Raw genomic sequence first — 18,440 nt, forward strand, 5'->3', positions numbered from 1 at the left:
TTGTCACCAAAGCGTCATCGTTTCCTTAAGCTGCGACGGGTACACTTAAACGGCACGTCCGAATCCGCGCATCCGCCCGATGCGCATTCTTCGTTTTTTCGTCGAAGCCAACGCCAAGTCGAGCCCGCCTCGGCGTGCGACGCGCGCAGCCGGCCGCAAGCGCTCCTGGCTGCAACACCCTGAAGGAGAAAGAACCATGACCAAGCACGCCCAAGACCTCGCGCCTTCCCTCGTACAGCCTTCAAGGAAGAAAATCCCCCTTGTGCTGAAGGTGTTCGGCATCCTGCTCATCGTCGTCGGCTCGCTCACCGTGGCCACCATCGCCCTTTCCGCCTTCGGAATCTCTGAAGGCTTCACCAAGTCTTTGTCCGACTACGACACCACCACCCTCGTCATCTTCGGCGTGGAAGTGGCGCTCACCGCCGTATCGGGCGTGCTCTATATAGCGCTCGGCGTGTATCTGCTGCGCAACAAGCGCCGCTTGGCACGGCATGCTCTGGAGACGCTCATCATTTTGGACATCTCCCTTTTCCTCTGCGATGTCATGGTCTACGGATTCAGCCTCCAGGGCATCATCGCATCGCTTATCCGCCTGGTTTTGGCCATTGCGCTCATGGTCTATATTGACCCCTCCCTCTCCGAAGAGCGAGAGCTGCGTCGAAAGCTGCGCGACATGGAGACAAGGGAACGGGCCGAGGAAGGAACGCTCGGACGAGACGAGACCGGCAAGGGTTACATCGAACTCGACTTCTTCAACCTGTTCTGGATTTTCGTCGTATGCTGCGTTCTGGGCCTGCTCATCGAAACCGTGTATCACGCGATCGTCTTCGGTGGCTACCAAGACCGAGCCGGCGTTCTCTACGGACCGTTTTCTCCCATCTACGGATTCGGAGCCGTGCTGATGACCGTGGCCCTCAACCGCTTCCACAATAAACCCATTGCGATTATCTTCTTGGTAAGCGCGATTATCGGCGGCGCCTTCGAGTACCTGACGAGCTGGTTCATGCAGTTCGCCTTCGGCATCGTGGCGTGGGACTACACCGGAACCTTCCTTTCCATAGACGGCCGCACGAACTTCGTGTTCATGTGCATGTGGGGAGTCCTCGGCTGCCTATGGGTCAAGTTGCTTTTGCCGCGCATGCTCAAGCTCGTCAACATGATTCCCTGGAATTGGCGCTACAGCGTCACCACCGTATGCGCCGCGCTCATGATCGCGAACGGCGCCATGACTTTGTTCGCCCTGGACTCCTGGTACCAGCGCGAAGCCGGCCATGAGCCCACCAACGCAATCGAGCGCTTCTGTGCCGAGCACTACGACAACGACTTCATGGAACACCGTTTCCAGAGCATGTCCATCAATCCTGACAACGCAACCCGCGTTTCCTAGAGGTACCCTATGCGCTTTCTCTCTTAGACCCACCTGCTTACGCCCGCCTGCCACCATACGGAAGGACGCCTGCGCATCATGCGAGAGACCGCCTGACGAAATCGTCCGGACCCACACGAAAAAGCCGCCTACTTGGCGGCTTTTTCACGCAAGCGTAAAGGCGGGCGCCCCGCGTCCATGCACAACCGGATGCGGCATGGTACCCAATTGGGTTCGTGGTCAAAATGCACTTATCGGGAGAAAAACCGTCACCGCTTGCCGCCATATTGCTACCGTTTGCCGCCAATAGTTCCCAAAGGCTGCAAGGCAATAAAAGAGCGGTTGCATTTCCCCTGTTCAGAGCGGCAATGATTCCCTGTTTGCAACAACCGGGTTCTGATGTGGCTATACTGTTTTGGACGGTTTCATGAGGGACGGAGGGCCCTTTGCGGAAGGAGGCTCCGATGCGCGACCCGAAGCACCCGAGGAAGTTCACCGAGGAGTTCAAGCGCCAGATCGTGGCGCTCTACGACGGCGGGAAGCCCGCCGCCGAGATCATGCGCGAGTACGATCTCGGCAGGTCGACGTTCCGGCGCTGGGTGAAGCTCGTCCACGAGACCGGCTCCCCCCCCGCGGCGGACAACCGCACGCCCGAGGAGTCGAGGCTGCTCGAGCTCGAGCGCGAGAACGCGCGACTGCGGATGGAGGTCGATGTTTTAAAACAAGCGGCGCTGATATTCGCACGAAAGTGACGGTGATAGCGGCCAACGCCCGCCGCTACCCGGTATCGGCGCAGTGCAGGATCCTGGGCGTCCCGCGCTCGACCTACTACCACATGCTCGCGCACCCGCCGCGCCCGAAGGCCCCCGACCCGATCGAGCCGGACGTGGTCGGCGCCTTCGAGGCGTCCCGCGGCGGATACGGGGCGAGGAGGCTGAAGATCGTCCTCGCGAGGTCGGGAGTCGTCGCCTCGAGGCGCAGGATATGCCGCATCATGAGGGAGAACGGCCTGGCGAGCGCGTACTCGGGACGCGCCCCGCGGGGAGGCCGCGGGCCCGCGCAGCCGCCTTCCGCGGGGAATGTGCTGGCGAGGAGGTTCGACGGCCACCCCCCGCGCACCCACCTGGCGGCCGACCTCACCTACGTCCGCGCCGGCGGCTCGTGGTGCTACGTCTGCCTCCTGGTCGACCTGTGCAACCGCGAGATAGTCGGCAGCTCGTGCGGGCGGCGCAAGGACGCGCGCCTGGTCAAGGCGGCGTTCTCGAACGTGGACTTCCCGCTAGACGAAGTCGAGATGTTCCACAGCGACGGAGGGTCGGAGTTCTGCAACTCGGAGATCGACGCGCTGCTCTCGGCCTTCGGCATCGAGAGGTCGGTCTCGCGCCCCGGCAACCCCCACGACAACGCAGTGGTCGAGTCGACGAACAGGGTGCTCAAGCGAGAGCTGGTGCGGGGGCGCCCCTTCGCCTCGGAGGAGCATCTGAGGACCGAGCTGTTCGACTGGGTGAACTGGTACAACAACTGCAGGCTGCACTCGACGCTGGGCTACATGACCCCGGTCGGGTTCAGGGAGGCGGGCCTGAGTCTCTGACCGGATCGCCCAAAAAGATGTTGCCACATCATTCCCCGTATCGTTCGTTATTGACCACAAACGCCGAAATACACGCATGCTGTTCCCCCTATAGACCCCTATTGACCACACGGACGAAAATACAGCCGCCGCAAGAAACTCAGCGCCATGCGGATGGGCCAACCCTAATCAAGGCCCTGTCCAGAGGAATGGTCCGTCCAGAGGAATTGACCTGTTCGGAGAAACGCCCTGTCCAGAGGAATTGCCTCCTCAAGGTTCAGTCGCACTTATTATCTATACAACGTAAAATAAGCTTTTGTTCAGGCTTTATTATATTTTTTCAAACATGGCCCAAAATACCTAAAAGCCTGAGTTTTACGAAATTTTACAGTGTATAGATTCGCAGTTGATATTAAAGAAGTCCTGCGAGACGGGTGTTCAGAACGAGGTTGTAATAGGTTGCAGCAGCAAGAAGACCAATTCCCACCAAGACAGAAACAACGGCCCAGATCTTCTGTCGCTTCAGATAGGTCTCTTTCGAAACGCCCATGGACAAAGCCCGGTTGAACGCATAGGGCTGGGAAAGCACGGCGAACGCAAACGTGACTGCCGTAAGCGCCACGAACACGACAATGCCGAGAACGACAGCAAGAGGCGTCCGCTCCGCTAAGGCGTTCACGAAGCAGGTATCGGCCACAAGCCATAGCGGATAGAACGCTATGGACACCCAGAGCCCATGGGCGCACCCCCAAATCGGCGGAAGAAACAGAGCTCCGATATTGAGCCGAGGAACGCCCGCGTTCATCTCCTCGACCTCTTTCCGGCGAAGCGCCTGCGCCTCCTTCTTAGCGATTTTCTTCGACATGTCCGGCCTCCTCGCCTATCGCACGCAATGCTACATCGTCCACCATGCTCGTATCGCCGCACGGGGCGCCCTCCACGTTTCCGCCCTCGGTCGGCGGAACGAAAACCGTTCCGTCCGCATTGCGAACCTCGACGCCAAGGTCTATGAGCTGCGCGAGCACGCAATCCACCAGAAGAGGCAGCGCGGCAAAAACATCGGGGGTAAGGCCTTCGGTCAGAGTGGCGGGGCTCATGTTTTCAACCTGCACCCCGAAGCACATTCCGTCGCATTCGTAGCCCAGTAGCGTCGCAGCCTGAATAAGGTCGATAAGACGCAGATCGTGCAGCGACTGCATGATGCCGTGCCCGCCTATCTCGTCAGGGGCGAAGCGGTATACCGTACCGGGTTTCGCATCGGGAACATCGACCGCATCGACAGCAATGACGAAGTCGTAATCGCGCACGACGGGAAGAAGGTCCATGCTCATGCATCCGGCATCGAAAAGCGCCACGTTCTCAGGAAGCAAGTAGCGCTCATTCAATTCGTCGTATACGGCCGGACCCGCGCCGTCATCGAGCATAAGCCTGTTGCCCACGCACAGCACCGCTATCTTCATGTTGCTCCCTACTCTCCAATCCGCGTCTCAAATACTGCCATCGTGTACGTCGACTTGAAGGCCACTTCCCCATTCGGACGCGCTATAGAGACCTCCGCCACAACAGTGCGCTTTCCCGCATGCTGGACAACGGCTACAACTGACAGGTATTCGTCCGTGATTCGGGCGGGACGAAGAAAGTTCGCCGAAACAGTCATGGTCGCATTGTCGTAGCCGTACGTATCGGCCGCACCCGAAGCGGCCTCATCCGCCAGGGCGAGAAGAAAGCCCCCGTGAACGTTGTCGTATTCGTTCGCACAATCGGCGCCGGGGTACGCGCGCATCTCGAAACGTCCCTTTTCGACGGAGACGAACTCCGAGCGATCAAAGCCCCTCAGATTCCTGATATGGCTCTTGCAGCTTTCGATAATTCGTTCATCAAGCATAACGATTACCTTTCATGTTTCCCAAGCCCGCGCATACGCGAGCGGACGAACTGAAGCACATCCTGCGCATAAAGCGAAAACGCCCCGCCCCAGGGCATTACGGTTTGAGAGCGCAAGACCTCTCGAGACTTGAGGCGCCGGGCCATCAGAACAGCCCGGAAACGAACAGGAAATCGAGCGATTTCAGGCGGGAACCCACATGCTCGCGCACCCAAGATTGGCAGAGATGCAATATTTCAAACATAACCCTGCACGGAGGCCTTGAAGCCACGACATCGTCGAACGTCGACATAAGCAGGAAATGCGCCCACGATAAGACCTCGACGGGAATGCGCTGCGCATCCGAGAACAGAAGGCATCTCGAACAGACCACGCCCCCTTCCGCCGCAGAAAACAAAACGGTGTCTCGCGCCGTTTCCGTGCACGATAAAGGCATGGAGACTCCGCAGCCGACGCAGCGATCGAAACATGGGCGAAATCCCGCGAAGGAGAAGGCCTTCAGCATAAAGGCGGCGCATACCGCCAACGCCTCCTCGGCATTGCAGGAGCAAGCGTGGCCAAGCGCCGAAGAGAGAAGCGCGAACATCTTCGGCGACGCAAGGTCAGGCTGCGTGAGGCGCGATGCAAGGTCCACCACAGGAGCGCATGCCGCAGCATGCTGCGCGTCAAAAACGATGCCCTGATGGGCGTCGACAAGGCGCACTTCCTTGACGATATCGAGACTCTTCCCCGACGCCATGAGAGCTTCCACTTCAGCAAAGATTTCAAGCCGGGAGGAGAACGGGGAATTCGGCTTGCGCGCGCCCTTGGCCACGGCGCGCACCTGGCGTCCATCCTCGGCGAGCAGGGTCAGAATCAAATCCGATTCGCCCAGCTTCGTCTTGCGCAGCACGATCGCGTGCAGAGAGTACGTCGGCCCGACCATTCTTCCTCCTTACGTCAAACCTCGCTTCATTCGCCAAAAGCGCGTCTCCGGAAGCATTCGCTGCCGAAACGCACGTCCTAACGCAGTCGCCGCCGAAACGCGCGTCCGACAGGAGCCTGCGCCGCAACGACCCACTTTACATCTGCGCCATTGACAAGGTTCAATGGGCCGCACAATAAAACGGCGGAGCCCTTCGACTCCGCCGTTCGGCCACGCCCTCTATGCGACTGCCCGAGAACGAGGCGTTGCAATAGAAGCGACACGCAGGCTATGCGCGCGTGCGAATCTCCTCGGTAATTTCCGCAATGAAGTCCTCGACGGATTTCTGGACCGTTTCGTTGGAACGATCGCGTACGGAAATATTGCCCTCCTCGGCCTCCTTTTCGCCGAGAATCAGCATGTAGGGAACGCGGTCGATGCCACGCGCCTCGCGAATCTTGTAGCCGATCTTCTCATCGCGATCGTCGACGACCACGCGCACGCCCGCTTCGTCGAACTTCTGAGCCACCGCATGAGCGTAGTCGCGGCTTTTCTCGGACACGGGGAGAACCTTCACCTGGATAGGAGCAAGCCACGTGGGGAACTTGCCGGCGAAATGCTCGATAAGAATGCCGATGAAACGCTCGACGGAGCCGAAGCATACGCGATGCAGCATGATGGGACGCTTCTTGGAGCCGTCAGCGTCAGTGTAGTCGATTTCGAAATTCAGCGGCATCTGGAAGTCGAGCTGCACGGTGCCGCACTGCCACGTACGACCCAGGGAGTCTTCCAGATGAAAGTCGATCTTCGGACCGTAGAAAGCACCGTCGCCTTCGTTGATAACGTAGTCCATGCCAAGCTTGTCGAGAGCGGTCTTGAGACCCTGCTCCGCAGCCTCCCAATCTTCGTCGGAGCCCATAGAATCCTCAGGACGCGTGGAAAGTTCGACATGATACGTAAAGCCGAAGTTGTCGTAGACCGACGTGATGAGGTTCGCCACGCCCACGATTTCATCGGTGAGCTGCTCAGGCGTCACGAAGAGATGCGCATCGTCCTGGTTGAAGCAGCGCACGCGGAACAGGCCGTGCAGCGCACCTTTGAGCTCATGGCGATGAACGAGGCCGATTTCGCCCGCACGAATGGGAAGATCACGGTAGCTGCGCGGCTTGGAGGCGTACACGAGAACGCCGCCCGGGCAGTTCATGGGCTTGATGCAGTACTCTTCGTCATCGATCGTGGTGGAGTACATATTGTCTTTGTAGTGATCCCAGTGGCCGGAAGTCTCCCAGAGATGGCGGTTCATAATCTGGGGCGTGGAGATTTCGATATAACCCGCCTTGCGATGGATCTCGCGCCAGTAATCAAGCAGGGCGTTCTTGAGAATCATGCCGTTGGGCAGGAAGAACGGGAAGCCGGGGGCTTCGTCGCGCATCATGAAAAGGTCCATTTCGCGACCGATCTTGCGATGATCGCGCTTTTTCGCCTCTTCGATCATCGTCAGATGAGCGTCGAGCTCTTCTTTCGTCGCGAACGCAGTGCCGTTCACGCGCGTCAGCATCTTATTGTTGGAATCGGCCTTCCAATACGCTCCGGAAACGCTCGTAAGCTTGAACGCCTTGAGAGCTTTGGTATAGGTGATATGGGGGCCGACGCACATGTCGATATAATCGCCCTGCTGGAAGAAGGTGATACGGGCGTCTTCCGGCAGGTCCCCGATATGCTCGACCTTGTACTTCTCGCCGCGCTCTTCCATCAAAGCGATAGCCTCGGCGCGAGGAAGTTCGAAAGCGCTGAACTTCAGGTTTTCCTTCACGATCTTCTTCATCTCCGCCTCTATAGCGGGAAGATCGTCCTCGGAAAGCCTTTTATCGCCCAGGTCGACATCGTAGTAGAAGCCGTTGTCGGTTGCGGGGCCGTAGGCGAAATCGGCCTCGGGATAGAGGCGCTTGATGGCCTGGGCCATGATATGCGCGGCAGAATGACGAACGATGTGCGTTACCTCGTCCTGCGCGACTTCAGCGACAGAGCCGTCGTTGTAAAGGGCCTTCATGGATTATCTCCTCTCAAAATGCGAATACGCATAATCAATACCGTACATTCAACCGCAGGCTGAAGAAACGGCGATGCTGCGGCAAGCGGGCGGTCCACCCGCATCGTTCGGCGAGACGGAATGCTCGCATCATGCAAGGCATAATGCGCTACAAGAAAAGCCGCCCGTCGAGGCGGCTTTTGCAACCAAGAACCGTTATCGCTCCTGCTGACGCGTGGCGCCTTGCAGAGGGGCTTTGCCGGCCGGATTTGCCTGAGGTGCCGCCTGCTGATGCGGGTGGCTGGTAGTTCGAGCACCGCGACGAGCCGGCGCCGCAGGCAAGGAGGTTGCGCAATACGGGCAGACCGTCCAGGAAGGATCGAGGGCATGACCGCATTTCACGCATTGGTTCTTCAGGCGCTGATGGCAATTCGGGCACAGGATATAGTCTGCTTCGACGGGATACCCGCAGTTGCCGCATTCGCCATACTGCATAAGCTGACGCTGCTTCAAAGCCACTTCCAGCTCCTGCTCGTCGCGGTCGATCTGCAGCAGCGGAGGGCGCAAGAGGCAGTATGCGATGATGCCAACCACAGGAACCAGGGCCACAATCGCCCATACATACCACATGGTTCCGCGAAGATACGCATCGCGCACCACCCACACAACGGACAAAACGTACAGAATAACCAGCATGACAACAAAGACCGTCATGGCCATCTGCAGTTCCGGGGTCCATAATTGAGAGAGAATCTCGCTCATTTCGCTTCCTTTTCATTGCTCTCCGTAAAAACGAGAGCCTTCATTCCGCTTTTTACCGCTCATCATTGTAGCAAAGATATGGACCCTTCGCGAAAAGTACGAAAGATTCGATGACGACCCGCCCGTTTCACGTTGCAGACAGGTCGCATCGCAGGACGGCATCGCGCACGAAGCCCCCCCGAGAAGAGCGCCATGCGCCGAAACAGACGCCGACAGCGAAAGACGCGCCCCGAAGGACGCGTCTTTCTGTCATATCCGTCGCAAAGAATGCGGCACGCGATCGATGGCCTTTCTTTCGGCGCGATGCCGTTTAGGCAAGCTCGGCAATCTGGCTTGCCAGAAGATCGAACTTCGCCTCGAGCTCGGCGTGCTTCGCCTTGTCCTTCTCGATGATTTCGGGTTTTGCCTTCGCCAGATAACCCGGATTCGAGAGCTTCTTCTCCACCTTCGCGATCTCTTTCTGAAGCTTCTCCTGCTCCTTGACCAAGCGGTCGCGTTCGGCCTTGAAGTCCACCAGACCGGAAAGCTCGCAATAGACCTCGCAGCCGGAAACGAGCGTCGCAGCGCTTTCTGCAGGCTTTCCGGCATCCGTGGAAACCTGCATGCCGGAAAGGCGCGCAAGCGATTCGATCAAGGCACGCTGCTCATCGATCAAAGACGAATCTTTGTCCGTGGCGGCCTTCACCGTGACGGCAAGCTCCTGCTTGGGGGAAATGCCGTACCGGGCGCGAACGGAGCGAACCGCCGACACGATGCCGCACACCATGCCCATGGCGCGCTCTGCGTCCTCGTCCTTCCAGCGAGCCAGGCCTTCGGGCTCGGGCCAAGACGCCATCATGAGGGCCGGTGCCGCATCGCCGTGAGGAACCTTCTCCCAGATAGCTTCGGTCACGAACGGCATGGCCGGATGCAGCAGGCGCAAGGCGTTATCGAGCACATAGACCAGATTGCGCTGGACCTGCAGGCGCTGTTCGCCCTCCGCATGAAGCGAGGCCTTGGAGAACTCGATGTACCAGTCGCAGAATTCATTCCAGAAGAAGCCATGCAGGTCGCGAGCCACTTCGCCGAACTGGTAGGTCTCGATGCCCTTGGTCACGCTCTCGGAAAGCTCGGCCAAACGCGAGAAGATCCACGCGTCGGCGGGGCCGGTCACGCGAGGCTCGCCCGGCGTGTAGCCCTCGAGGTTCGATAGCACGAAGCGACTTGCGTTCCAGACCTTGTTCACGAAGGCGCGCGCAGCGTCCGTGCGCGGAGAGTCGATCAGCTCGTGCGTCTTCGGGTCGATATTGGCGTCGAAGCGCACGTCCTGATTGTTGGTGACCAACGTGAGCAGGTTGAAACGCATGGCATCTGCGCCGTACTTCTCGATGAGGTCCATCGGATTGACGCCGTTGCCCTTCGACTTGGACATACGCGTGCCGTCCTTAGCCAGGATGGTGGCGTAGATGACCACGTCATGGAACGGAATCTCGTCGAGGAAATACGTCGAAGCCATAATCATACGGGCGACCCACAGCGCGATGATGTCACGCGCAGTGACGAGCGCCTTGGTGGGATGATGGCCTTCCATGAGCTCGGGCGTATCCGGCCAGCCCTGTGTGGCGAACGTCCATAGCTGGCTCGAGAACCAAGTATCCAGCACGTCTTCGTCCTGGCGGGTGGCAGCGCCGCATTTCGGGCAGGTGTGCACGTCTTCCATGGACGCGTCCATCCAGCCGCATTCGTCGCAGTAGAAGACCGGGATACGATGGCCCCACCACAGCTGACGCGAGATGCACCAGTCTTTGAGGTTTTCCATCCAGGTGAGATAGCTCTGCGTCCAACGCTCGGGATGGAATTTGATTTTCCCGCTTGTCACGGCCTCGGTTGCGGGGCCTTTGAGCTTCTCGACCGCGACGAACCACTGCTCGGACAGCCAGGGCTCGAGCGCGGACGGGCAGCGGTAGCAATGCATGACGGAGTGGTTGTGCTCCTCCACGTGGTCAAGCAGACCATGCTCCTCGAACCAGGCGACGATGGCCTCGCGGCATTCCTCGCGGCTCATGCCGGAGAACTCGCCGTAGCCTTCCACCACGTGCGCCGTTTCGTCGAAGATGTTGATCTTCTCGAGGTCGTGACGCTCACCCATGGCGAAGTCGTTAGGGTCGTGCGCAGGCGTAACCTTCACGAAGCCCGACCCGAAACCGGCATCGACGTAGAAGTCGCTGAAGATGGGAATCTCGCGGTCAACGATGGGCAGCTTGACGGTTTTGCCGACGAATTTGTCCTTCTCGTGGTCTTGAGGAGACACGGCAACACCGGTGTCGCCGAGCATGGTCTCGGGACGGGTGGTAGCCACGACGATGTAATCTTGCCCGTCGACCGGCTCGGTCAGCGGGTAGCGAAGATGCCACAGATGGCCGGCTTCTTCTTTATACTCCGCCTCATCATCGGAAATGGCGGTGCGGCAATGAGGGCACCAGTTCACGATGCGCTTGCCGCGATAGATGAGCCCGTCATTGTACCAGTCGACGAACGTCTTGCGGACGGCCTTGGCGTAGTCGTCGTCCATGGTGAAATGAGGGTCGGAGAAATCCGCCGAGCAGCCCATGCGCTTGACCTGCTCGAGGATGTATCCGCCGTACTCATGCGTCCAGTCCCAGCATGCGTCGATGAATTTCTCGCGTCCGATATCGCGGCGATTAATGCCTTCTGCCGCAAGCTTTTTGTCGACTTTCGTCTGCGTGGAGATGCCGGCATGATCGGTGCCGAGAATCCAACGGGTGGAACGGCCGCGCATGCGATAGAAACGCACAATGGTGTCTTGGATGGTATCGTCGAGCGCATGCCCCATATGAAGCACGCCCGTGACGTTCGGCGGCGGGATGGTAATGGTGCAATCCCCCACGCCAGGACTGCGACGGTAGTAATCGCCCGCAATCCATTTGTCGAGCATGCTCTGCTCGACGGATTCTGAGTCGTAATTCTTGGAGAGCTCTTCCATATCCCCCTCTATTCTTCTCCCTTTTCGATTCCATCGCTGGAATCGACCATGCCCTCTTGCTCGTCATTGGCCAGCTGTTCGATGGCAGGCCTGGTCTGCCCCGTGATATCGCTTTCATGCAACACCACACGCGTGCCCGGTCCGTATTCGGGCAGGTCGAACATGACGTCTTGAAGCACGCGCTCGCAGATGGAACGAAGACCGCGTGCGCCCGTGCCGTGCTCGACCGCCTCGTGGGCAATCGCGCGCAAAGCGTCGTCGGCGAATACGAGCTCGGAGTCTTCGAACTCGAACATGCGCGTGTACTGCTTGACCAATGCGTTCTTCGGATCGGTCAGGATATGCACCAGGTCGTCTTCGGTCAGCTCGTCGAGGGAGCAGACGACCGGAATGCGGCCGACGAATTCCGGAATCATGCCGAACTTGTTCAGGTCCTCGGGCAAAACCTTGGAAAGCAGCTCGGCTTCGGCATGCTTCTTGCTTTCGGGCATATCGTTGGTAAAGCCGATGCCCGTCTTGCCCACGCGCTGTCCGATGATGTCGGCCAGGCCGACGAACGCTCCGCCCAGAATGAACAGGATGTTCGTCGTATCGATATGGATAAGCTCCTGCTGAGGATGCTTGCGGCCGCCCTGCGGCGGCACGGCCGCTTCGGTGCCCTCGACGATTTTCAACAAAGCCTGCTGGACCCCCTCGCCCGAGACGTCGCGCGTGATGGAGAGGTTTTCGGCCTTGCGAGCGATCTTGTCGATCTCGTCGATATAGATGATGCCTATCTGGGCACGTTCGACGTCGAAATCAGCCGCCGTGATGAGCTTCAACAGGATGTTCTCCACGTCCTCGCCCACATAGCCCGCTTCGGTGAGCGTAGTGGCATCGGCGATGGCGAAGGGAACCTGCAGCGTGCGAGCAAGCGTTTGCGCAAGCAGGGTCTTGCCCGAGCCCGTGGGACCGAGAAGCATGATGTTGCTCTTGGCGAGCTCCACATCGCTTTCATCGGCCTTCTGGCCAAGGCTGATGCGCTTGTAATGGTTGTACACCGCTACCGAAAGCGCACGCTTGGCCGCATCCTGACCCACCACATGCTGGCTCAATCGCTCGTAAAGCTCATGCGGCGTAGGAAGCGAGGCCAAGACCTGCTCGGCGCTCGGCACGCCTTCCTCGGACTCTTCACGCTCGAAATCAACCGCTTGGTCGTACGACTTCGGCGCGCCGTCTTGCATGTAGCCGCCCTGAGACAGCACGTCGGAGCAGACCGAGATGCACTCGTCGCAAATGCATACACCGTCAGGGCTTTGGATCATGCCGCCGACCTGGTCGGCCGTTTTGCCACAAAAAATGCAGCGCGTGTCTTTCGGGTCGATATTGGGAGAATCGGTATCGTTCGTTCGCATCGAGTTAGGCTTCCTTCTTCGTTGCAGCGCGCGAGGTGATGATTTCGTCGACGAGGCCGTAGGCCTTGGCCTCTTCGGCGGTCAGCCAGTGATCGCGCTCGGAATCGCGATGGATGGTTTCGACGGTCTGGCCGGTATGCTTCGCAAGGATGCCTTCGAGGCGATCGCGGGTCTTGCGCATCTCCTCGGCAAGAATGTCGAAGTCGGTCTGCTGGGTGCGCTCGCCCGAGCCGCCCATGGGCTGATGAATCATGATCTGAGAGTTGGACGTGATGAATCGCTTGCCGGGCGTTCCCGCCGTGGTGAGCACCGAACCCATGGAAGCAGCCATGCCCAAGCATACCGTGGAGACGTCGCAGCGGATGAACTGCATGGCGTCATAGATGGCAAGACCTGCCGAAACGCTTCCTCCGGGAGAATTGATATAGAGGGAGATGTCCTTCTCTGGGTCGGCACTTTCCAGATGGAGAAGCTGAGCTACGACAATATTGGCCACATCGTCGTCAATGGCGCTTCCCAAAAACACGATGCGATCGTTGAGCAGGCGAGAATAAATGTCGTACGAGCGCTCGCCGCGCGGCGACTGCTCGATAACGTAAGGGATGGTGTACCCATTGCGTATATCCATGATGGTCCCTTTCTGTAATACAACCATGGCTCGCCCCCTTCGAAAGGAGACGAGCCAGGTTAATGTAACACGATATTTCGAACGCGTCTTCTCGCGCATCGCACGTTTACCGTACAAACATACGTCGCGCCCTTGATGCGCTACGACGAAGCGTCAGTCATGCTATTCCTCAGCGGAATCCTTCTCTTCGGCCTTCTCAGCCTTCTTGGAAGACTTCTTTGCAGCCTTTTTTGCGGGCTTCTTCTCTTCGGCCTTCTCAGCGAGCTGCTCGACCTCTTCGATGTCGGCCTCCTTGAGCAGGGCCTCAAGAGCCTTGCCGCGCATGATGCCCTCGCGAACGATATGCAGACGGCCCTGGGACTTCCACTCGGCAAACAGCGCGTCGGTGTCTTCAGCACCACTGTTCTTGAATTCGTCGAGGATGTCCTCGTCGGTCACTTCGATGCCGGCGTGACGAGCCCATGCGTCAAGAGCGAGGTTCTCTTTGACGTTGTCGATAGCCTGAAGCTTGACGTCTTCCTTGAAGTCCTCGGGAGTGATGTCCTGGGCCTTGAGGTATGCGTCAAACGTCGCGCCCTGGTTCTGCAGCTGGGTGAAGAACGCCTGAAGCAGCTCGCGCTCGGCGTCTTCGACCATGGACTCGGGAGCCTCGCCCACCAGGCGCTCCTGAAGAGCGTAGAGAGCGTTGTTCTCCATGATGCGAGGAATAGCCTCGCCCTTCTGCTGCTCGATGGACTCGCCCATGCGAACGCGCAGCTCGGCGACGTCAGCGAAGCCCAGGGTCTCTTTGACCCACTCGTCGGTGATTTCGGGAGCGACCTTCTTCTTGACGACCTTGATCTCGACGTCGAACGTGGCGTTTTCGGTCTTCTCCTTCAGGAAGGAGGTAACCATGCAGGGGTTCTCTTCGACATTGAGGGTGATGGACTTGGTCTCGCCCTTCTTCATGCCGATAAGAGCCTCGTCGAAAGCGGCGGGGAACATGCCCTGGCCGAGCTCGTACATACGGTCCTCGACGCCCAGAGCGTCAATGGCCTCGCCGTTGTCGTCTTTGACGGTCATGGTCAGCTCGACAATGCTCTTCTCCTTGACCTTGGTGTTGGCAGGAGCATTCTTATAGTCGAAGTAATAATCGCCCAGAGAATTGATCTGCTCGTCAATCTCAAGCTCGGAAGCCGTCTTGAACGGAATCTCCACATGGACGGGAGAGTAATCGGAAAGCTCGAGTTCGGGCTTGACTTCGAATTCTGCGGAGAAGGTGAAGTCTTTGCCCTCTTCCACCAGGCCTTCGACGTCGCCGAACTTCGGCTGGGAAATCATGAACAGGTTGTTCTCGTCAACGGCCAGAGGGAAGCTCTCGTTCACGACCTCGTCAGTAACCGTGGAACGAACAGCCTCTTTGCCGAGGTTGCTGTCGATGACGGGACGGGGCACATGGCCGGGGCGGAATCCGGGGAAACGGTACTTCGCGCCGAAATCCTTGTAGGTCTTCTTGATGCGAGCGTCGATCTCGGCAGCCTCGATGGTCACCGTGAGCTTGGTGGCACCGGACTCGAGAACCTCTACCTTCGTTTTCAACACTATCCTCCATCTGAGTCTTGCTCAGTCCGCCGGAAAGGCGAACAGGTTACCTCTTGAGCGCGTCGGGCGAATATGGTGCGGGCGAAAGGACTTGAACCTTCACGGGATTACCCACCAGAACCTAAATCTGGCGCGTCTGCCAATTCCGCCACGCCCGCACATTGCAAAGAATGCCCTTCTGGACACGCAACAGCACATGATAGCAAAAAGAGCACGCTGCGGGGAGTACAGGAACGGATTCATGCAACCTCCCCGTATCGCAAGGCGCGAACGCCCCGCATTGCAGCCTCTTCGGCGCTTTCGGCCTCTGCGTTTCTCCTACACCTTATCTTCGAGGTCAAGCTGCATCAAATGCACGTTCTCGCGCATGGTCTTCGCCGTTGAGCGGCTGATGCGTCCCTTCTCGTACATATCCTGGATATGGTCGAGCTCGAGGAAGCACGCCAGCCTGCGAACCTCTGTGGCCTTGTCCTCGACCCGCGCGGCCGTGCCTATGCCGCGGCCGATTCGCCTGAGACGACGAAGATCCCTTTGGATTTCTACCATCAAGGCGCTCACGTCTTCCGTGCGATAGCCCGGGTCATTCAGGCACACACGCAATTTAGAGAGGACGTGCTCTAAGGCGCGTATCTGAAATTCGCGAACCTCGAGGTCTTCGGGCGAGCACGCCGAGAAGAAACGGTGATCGTGAATGGAGCGCTTCACGGACTTCGCAATCAGCGCAGCACGCTTGCGCAAGACGCCGAAGAGCCACCAGATGTTGCGCTCGTGCCGAATAAGGTCCATCTCTTGCTGTATGCGCCGCAGCATGCGGTAGCCCGCCACGGCGGAGACCGATTCCTCGTCGATAGCGGCAAGCACGAACTCGCGTTCCCACCCGAGCGCCTCTACATGAAGCCCCGTGTCCTCCTCTTCGTAGCCCGTTCCCTGCTTGATGCGCTCGATTCGGTCGTTGTACTGCTTCATGACCGCCTGCGTGGCACGACGGTTCTCCTTCGTCTGGCGCGCCGCGAGGTCTTCGATGACGCCGCGCAAAACCTCTATGGAAGCCTGAATGTTCGCATCGACAGACGAGTCCTGCTTCTTGGGAAGAAGGACAGGCAAGACGAAGTTAGCCAGAAGCAATGTCACCAAGATCACGCCGCTGGCCAGAAAAATCAAAAAGTCCCTCTCGGAAAACGGCGCGGTAGCCGCACCCATGGAATACGGCAGCGTGAACATGATCGAAAGCGTGATGGCGCCCTTCGGGCCCGCTAGCGCAAGCGCGCAGGATTCGACCAGGGAGTCCTTGGTAAACAGCCTCACCGATTTCATGACACGCCTCACCTGGTCGGGAGACCCGCCACTGTTCTTCTGCTCCTTATGGGCACGCTGTTTACGGCCGATGTAATTCAAGGCAAGGAACCACAGCATGCGCACGCCTATAACCGCCGCGCTCAATGCCAAGACGAGCGCTATGAGCTCGGGGTTGCTCACCGAACGCTCTTCCCACATGTCGCTCATCGCGTAAGGAAGCTGCACGCCAAGCAGGACGAAGACGATTCCATTGAGAATGAACGCCAGAACCTTCCAGACGCTTGTCGAGACGATTTTCATGCGGGCAATGTTCGGGCCGATGCTTCGATTGAAAAACGAATAGGAAAGACCCGCCGCCACGACGGCCAGAATCCCCGAAACGTGCACCTCTTCGGCGATAAGGAACACGAAAAACGGCGTCAACACCTCAAGCAGGACGTGAAACGTCGTGTCCTCGAGCCCGAAATCGCGAACGCGGGAGACGAAGAAAGCAAGAATGGCCGCGCATACGAGGCCGAGGCCGATCCCTCCGAAAAAGCTCACGACAAACGACGTCGTGGCGTCGAGGAGAGAAAAGGCGCCCGTAGTAAGCGCGGCGATGGCGAACTGGAACGACACGACGCCCGATGCATCGTTGATAAGGGATTCCCCGGAAAGAAGGACCTCCTGCCGCTTGTTCAGGGAAGCGCGCTGCGACAAAGAAGCCACCGCCACCGCATCGGTAGGACCGAGCGCTGCACCGAGGGCGAAAGCGGCGGCCAGAGGAATGCTCGGCTGCAAGAAGTTGAGCATGAACCCCACGACGAGGATTGTGGCGACAACAAGGCCCACCGCCAGCGAAAGTATCACCGTCCTGTTCGACCAAAGAGCGACCTTGTCAACCTGGCGCGCCTCGTCGTAGAGCAGAGGCGCGATGAACAGCACCAAAAACAGCTCGGGGTCGAGGGAGAAGTTCGACGCGGTGAATCCGAAGAACGAAATCGCCACACCTATGGCTATCTGAATCAGGGGCGTCGAAACGCCGTGCACCACTTGGTTAATCAGCGCCGAGACGATGACGGCCAAGGCAAGGACAAGGATGAAGCTGAATGTAGTCATGAAGAGGGCCCTTCCTGGGAGGCGAAAAGAACATCGAGCTCTCGGGGCAAGACGGCGATATCGTAGCGATCGGCATGCAGGGCCTCGCCGTCTATTTGAGCTGGCGGCGGAACGTTGAAAACAAGACTCAGCGAGCGGGCGCGACCGAAAGAAAGCGTATCGGTGTAGCCGACGTGCTTTCCCTTTTTCGCCTTCAGGAAAATCTTCGCCGCCTGCGCAAAACCCAACGGAGGACGGGCGAAGCAGAAATCGAGAAGCCCATCGCATGGATCGGCATCGGGGCAGACCTTGAACCCACCGCCGTAAGTGGGGCCCACTTGCACGGCAAAAAGAAAGACGCCGACATCCCTGGGCTCTTTTTCGTCAATGGAAAACAAACAAGCGTATTCGTCACGGTGGAAGACGAGCTGATTGATGCCCTCCTCGAGAAAAAGCCTTGTTCCCTGACGCCCCGTACGCTCGCGGCGTTCATGCGTTCCAAGGGCGATAGCCGCATCGAGCCCGAACGACAACGTCTGCATGAAGTATTCGCCATTGCACATCCCCACGTCAGCCGCACGCCTGACGGCGGTGAGGAGCTGGGGGAAGGCCTCGGAGACCGACAGCCTCATGCCAAGCGTGCGCGCGTAATCGTTCCCGTTTCCGCATGGAAGCACGCCGAGAGCCGGACGCTGGGTCCGAGGGATTTTCATGAGCCCCTGAACGACTTCGTGAATGACCCCGTCTCCTCCGACAGCAAGAACGGTGTCGTAGGCGACCGAAGATGACGCCAGATCCGCCGCATGCCCTGATGCGTTCGTCGTTCGAATATCGAGCTCGAGAAAAGGCGTCTCGCCAACGGCGGATGCGTATTTCAAGAAAGCAGCCGCCCGCGCACCGTTGCCGTTTTGAGCCGCTGGATTCACGATGGCGAGGGTTCGTCCAAGATGGTGCATGAGTTCGCC

At 58.7% G+C, this 18,440-nt stretch carries 15 protein-coding genes and 1 tRNA gene; 3 read left to right on the top strand and 13 right to left on the bottom strand.

The window, feature by feature from the left end:
* Positions 1-196 precede the first annotated feature (196 nt).
* The 3 genes from HMPREF9451_RS04890 to HMPREF9451_RS04900 all read left to right on the top strand — a co-directional run bounded on the left by HMPREF9451_RS04890 (position 197) and on the right by HMPREF9451_RS04900 (position 2,957).
* Complete coding sequence (locus tag HMPREF9451_RS04890; protein WP_009139196.1) at positions 197-1,387, top strand: putative ABC transporter permease; 1,191 nt, start codon at positions 197-199, stop codon at positions 1,385-1,387.
* A gap of 443 nt (positions 1,388-1,830) precedes the next feature.
* Positions 1,831-2,118, top strand: coding sequence for a transposase (locus tag HMPREF9451_RS10290; RefSeq protein WP_009139197.1), 288 nt, complete (start codon positions 1,831-1,833; stop codon positions 2,116-2,118).
* A gap of 2 nt (positions 2,119-2,120) precedes the next feature.
* The gene (locus tag HMPREF9451_RS04900) at positions 2,121-2,957 is read left to right on the top strand and encodes an IS3 family transposase (RefSeq protein ID WP_040626065.1); all 837 of its coding nucleotides are present in this window, start codon (positions 2,121-2,123) and stop codon (positions 2,955-2,957) included.
* 391 nt (positions 2,958-3,348) lie between these two features.
* Here the strand turns inward: HMPREF9451_RS04900 and HMPREF9451_RS04905 are convergent, their stop codons facing one another.
* The 13 genes from HMPREF9451_RS04905 to HMPREF9451_RS04965 all read right to left on the bottom strand — a co-directional run bounded on the left by HMPREF9451_RS04905 (position 3,349) and on the right by HMPREF9451_RS04965 (position 18,431).
* Positions 3,349-3,801 (bottom strand): hypothetical protein, encoded by a 453-nt coding sequence (locus HMPREF9451_RS04905; RefSeq protein ID WP_009139199.1) that lies wholly within the window; start codon positions 3,799-3,801, stop codon positions 3,349-3,351.
* Positions 3,782-4,396 carry a hydrogenase maturation protease gene (locus HMPREF9451_RS04910; protein WP_009139200.1) on the bottom strand — a complete coding sequence of 205 codons (615 nt, stop codon included), beginning with the start codon at positions 4,394-4,396 and terminating at the stop codon, positions 3,782-3,784. Before HMPREF9451_RS04910 ends, HMPREF9451_RS04905 begins: the two co-directional genes overlap by 20 nt.
* 8 nt (positions 4,397-4,404) lie before the next feature.
* Positions 4,405-4,821, bottom strand: a complete 417-nt coding sequence (locus tag HMPREF9451_RS09410; protein WP_009139201.1) for a PaaI family thioesterase — start codon at positions 4,819-4,821, stop codon at positions 4,405-4,407.
* Positions 4,822-4,966: 145 nt separating this feature from the next.
* The gene (recO, locus tag HMPREF9451_RS04920) at positions 4,967-5,746 is read right to left on the bottom strand and encodes a DNA repair protein RecO (protein WP_009139202.1); all 780 of its coding nucleotides are present in this window, start codon (positions 5,744-5,746) and stop codon (positions 4,967-4,969) included.
* Positions 5,747-6,014: 268 nt separating this feature from the next.
* Positions 6,015-7,775 carry a threonine--tRNA ligase gene (thrS, locus tag HMPREF9451_RS04925; RefSeq protein WP_009139203.1) on the bottom strand — a complete coding sequence of 587 codons (1,761 nt, stop codon included), beginning with the start codon at positions 7,773-7,775 and terminating at the stop codon, positions 6,015-6,017.
* A 195-nt stretch (positions 7,776-7,970) separates the two neighbouring features.
* Positions 7,971-8,516 (bottom strand): zinc ribbon domain-containing protein, encoded by a 546-nt coding sequence (locus HMPREF9451_RS04930; protein ID WP_009139204.1) that lies wholly within the window; start codon positions 8,514-8,516, stop codon positions 7,971-7,973.
* 310 nt (positions 8,517-8,826) lie between these two features.
* Positions 8,827-11,499, bottom strand: a complete 2,673-nt coding sequence (locus tag HMPREF9451_RS04935; RefSeq protein ID WP_009139205.1) for a valine--tRNA ligase — start codon at positions 11,497-11,499, stop codon at positions 8,827-8,829.
* Positions 11,500-11,507: 8 nt separating this feature from the next.
* Positions 11,508-12,893: an ATP-dependent Clp protease ATP-binding subunit ClpX gene (gene clpX, locus HMPREF9451_RS04940; protein ID WP_009139206.1), complete on the bottom strand. Its 1,386-nt coding sequence runs from the start codon at positions 12,891-12,893 to the stop codon at positions 11,508-11,510.
* Between the two features lie 4 nt (positions 12,894-12,897).
* Entirely contained in the window at positions 12,898-13,521 is a 624-nt protein-coding gene (locus tag HMPREF9451_RS04945; protein WP_040626067.1) for an ATP-dependent Clp protease proteolytic subunit, read from the bottom strand.
* A gap of 162 nt (positions 13,522-13,683) precedes the next feature.
* A complete protein-coding gene (gene tig, locus HMPREF9451_RS04950; RefSeq protein ID WP_232204092.1) occupies positions 13,684-15,102 on the bottom strand; it encodes a trigger factor in 1,419 nt (472 codons plus the stop codon).
* Between the two features lie 73 nt (positions 15,103-15,175).
* Positions 15,176-15,260: transfer RNA gene (locus tag HMPREF9451_RS04955), tRNA-Leu, on the bottom strand.
* Positions 15,261-15,420: 160 nt separating this feature from the next.
* On the bottom strand, positions 15,421-17,496 hold the full coding sequence (locus HMPREF9451_RS04960) for a Na+/H+ antiporter (protein WP_009139209.1): 2,076 nt from the start codon (positions 17,494-17,496) through the stop codon (positions 15,421-15,423).
* Positions 17,493-18,431, bottom strand: coding sequence for a diacylglycerol/lipid kinase family protein (locus tag HMPREF9451_RS04965; protein ID WP_009139210.1), 939 nt, complete (start codon positions 18,429-18,431; stop codon positions 17,493-17,495). Before HMPREF9451_RS04965 ends, HMPREF9451_RS04960 begins: the two co-directional genes overlap by 4 nt.
* Between the last annotated feature and the right edge of the window lie 9 nt (positions 18,432-18,440).

The sequence above is a fragment of the Slackia piriformis YIT 12062 genome, assembly GCF_000296445.1.
GTDB classification, from domain to species: Bacteria; Actinomycetota; Coriobacteriia; order Coriobacteriales; family Eggerthellaceae; genus Slackia; species Slackia piriformis.

Coding starts and splice junctions, on each gene's coding strand:
- HMPREF9451_RS04890 (WP_009139196.1), top strand. CDS start 197: ATGACCAAGCACGCCCAAGACCTCGCGCCTTCCCTCGTACAGCCTTCA.
- HMPREF9451_RS10290 (WP_009139197.1), top strand. CDS start 1,831: ATGCGCGACCCGAAGCACCCGAGGAAGTTCACCGAGGAGTTCAAGCGC.
- HMPREF9451_RS04905 (WP_009139199.1), bottom strand. CDS start 3,801: ATGTCGAAGAAAATCGCTAAGAAGGAGGCGCAGGCGCTTCGCCGGAAA.
- HMPREF9451_RS04910 (WP_009139200.1), bottom strand. CDS start 4,396: ATGAAGATAGCGGTGCTGTGCGTGGGCAACAGGCTTATGCTCGATGAC.
- HMPREF9451_RS09410 (WP_009139201.1), bottom strand. CDS start 4,821: ATGCTTGATGAACGAATTATCGAAAGCTGCAAGAGCCATATCAGGAAT.
- recO (WP_009139202.1), bottom strand. CDS start 5,746: ATGGTCGGGCCGACGTACTCTCTGCACGCGATCGTGCTGCGCAAGACG.
- thrS (WP_009139203.1), bottom strand. CDS start 7,775: ATGAAGGCCCTTTACAACGACGGCTCTGTCGCTGAAGTCGCGCAGGAC.
- HMPREF9451_RS04930 (WP_009139204.1), bottom strand. CDS start 8,516: ATGAGCGAGATTCTCTCTCAATTATGGACCCCGGAACTGCAGATGGCC.
- HMPREF9451_RS04935 (WP_009139205.1), bottom strand. CDS start 11,499: ATGGAAGAGCTCTCCAAGAATTACGACTCAGAATCCGTCGAGCAGAGC.
- clpX (WP_009139206.1), bottom strand. CDS start 12,893: ATGCGAACGAACGATACCGATTCTCCCAATATCGACCCGAAAGACACG.
- HMPREF9451_RS04945 (WP_040626067.1), bottom strand. CDS start 13,521: ATGGATATACGCAATGGGTACACCATCCCTTACGTTATCGAGCAGTCG.
- HMPREF9451_RS04960 (WP_009139209.1), bottom strand. CDS start 17,496: ATGACTACATTCAGCTTCATCCTTGTCCTTGCCTTGGCCGTCATCGTC.
- HMPREF9451_RS04965 (WP_009139210.1), bottom strand. CDS start 18,431: ATGCACCATCTTGGACGAACCCTCGCCATCGTGAATCCAGCGGCTCAA.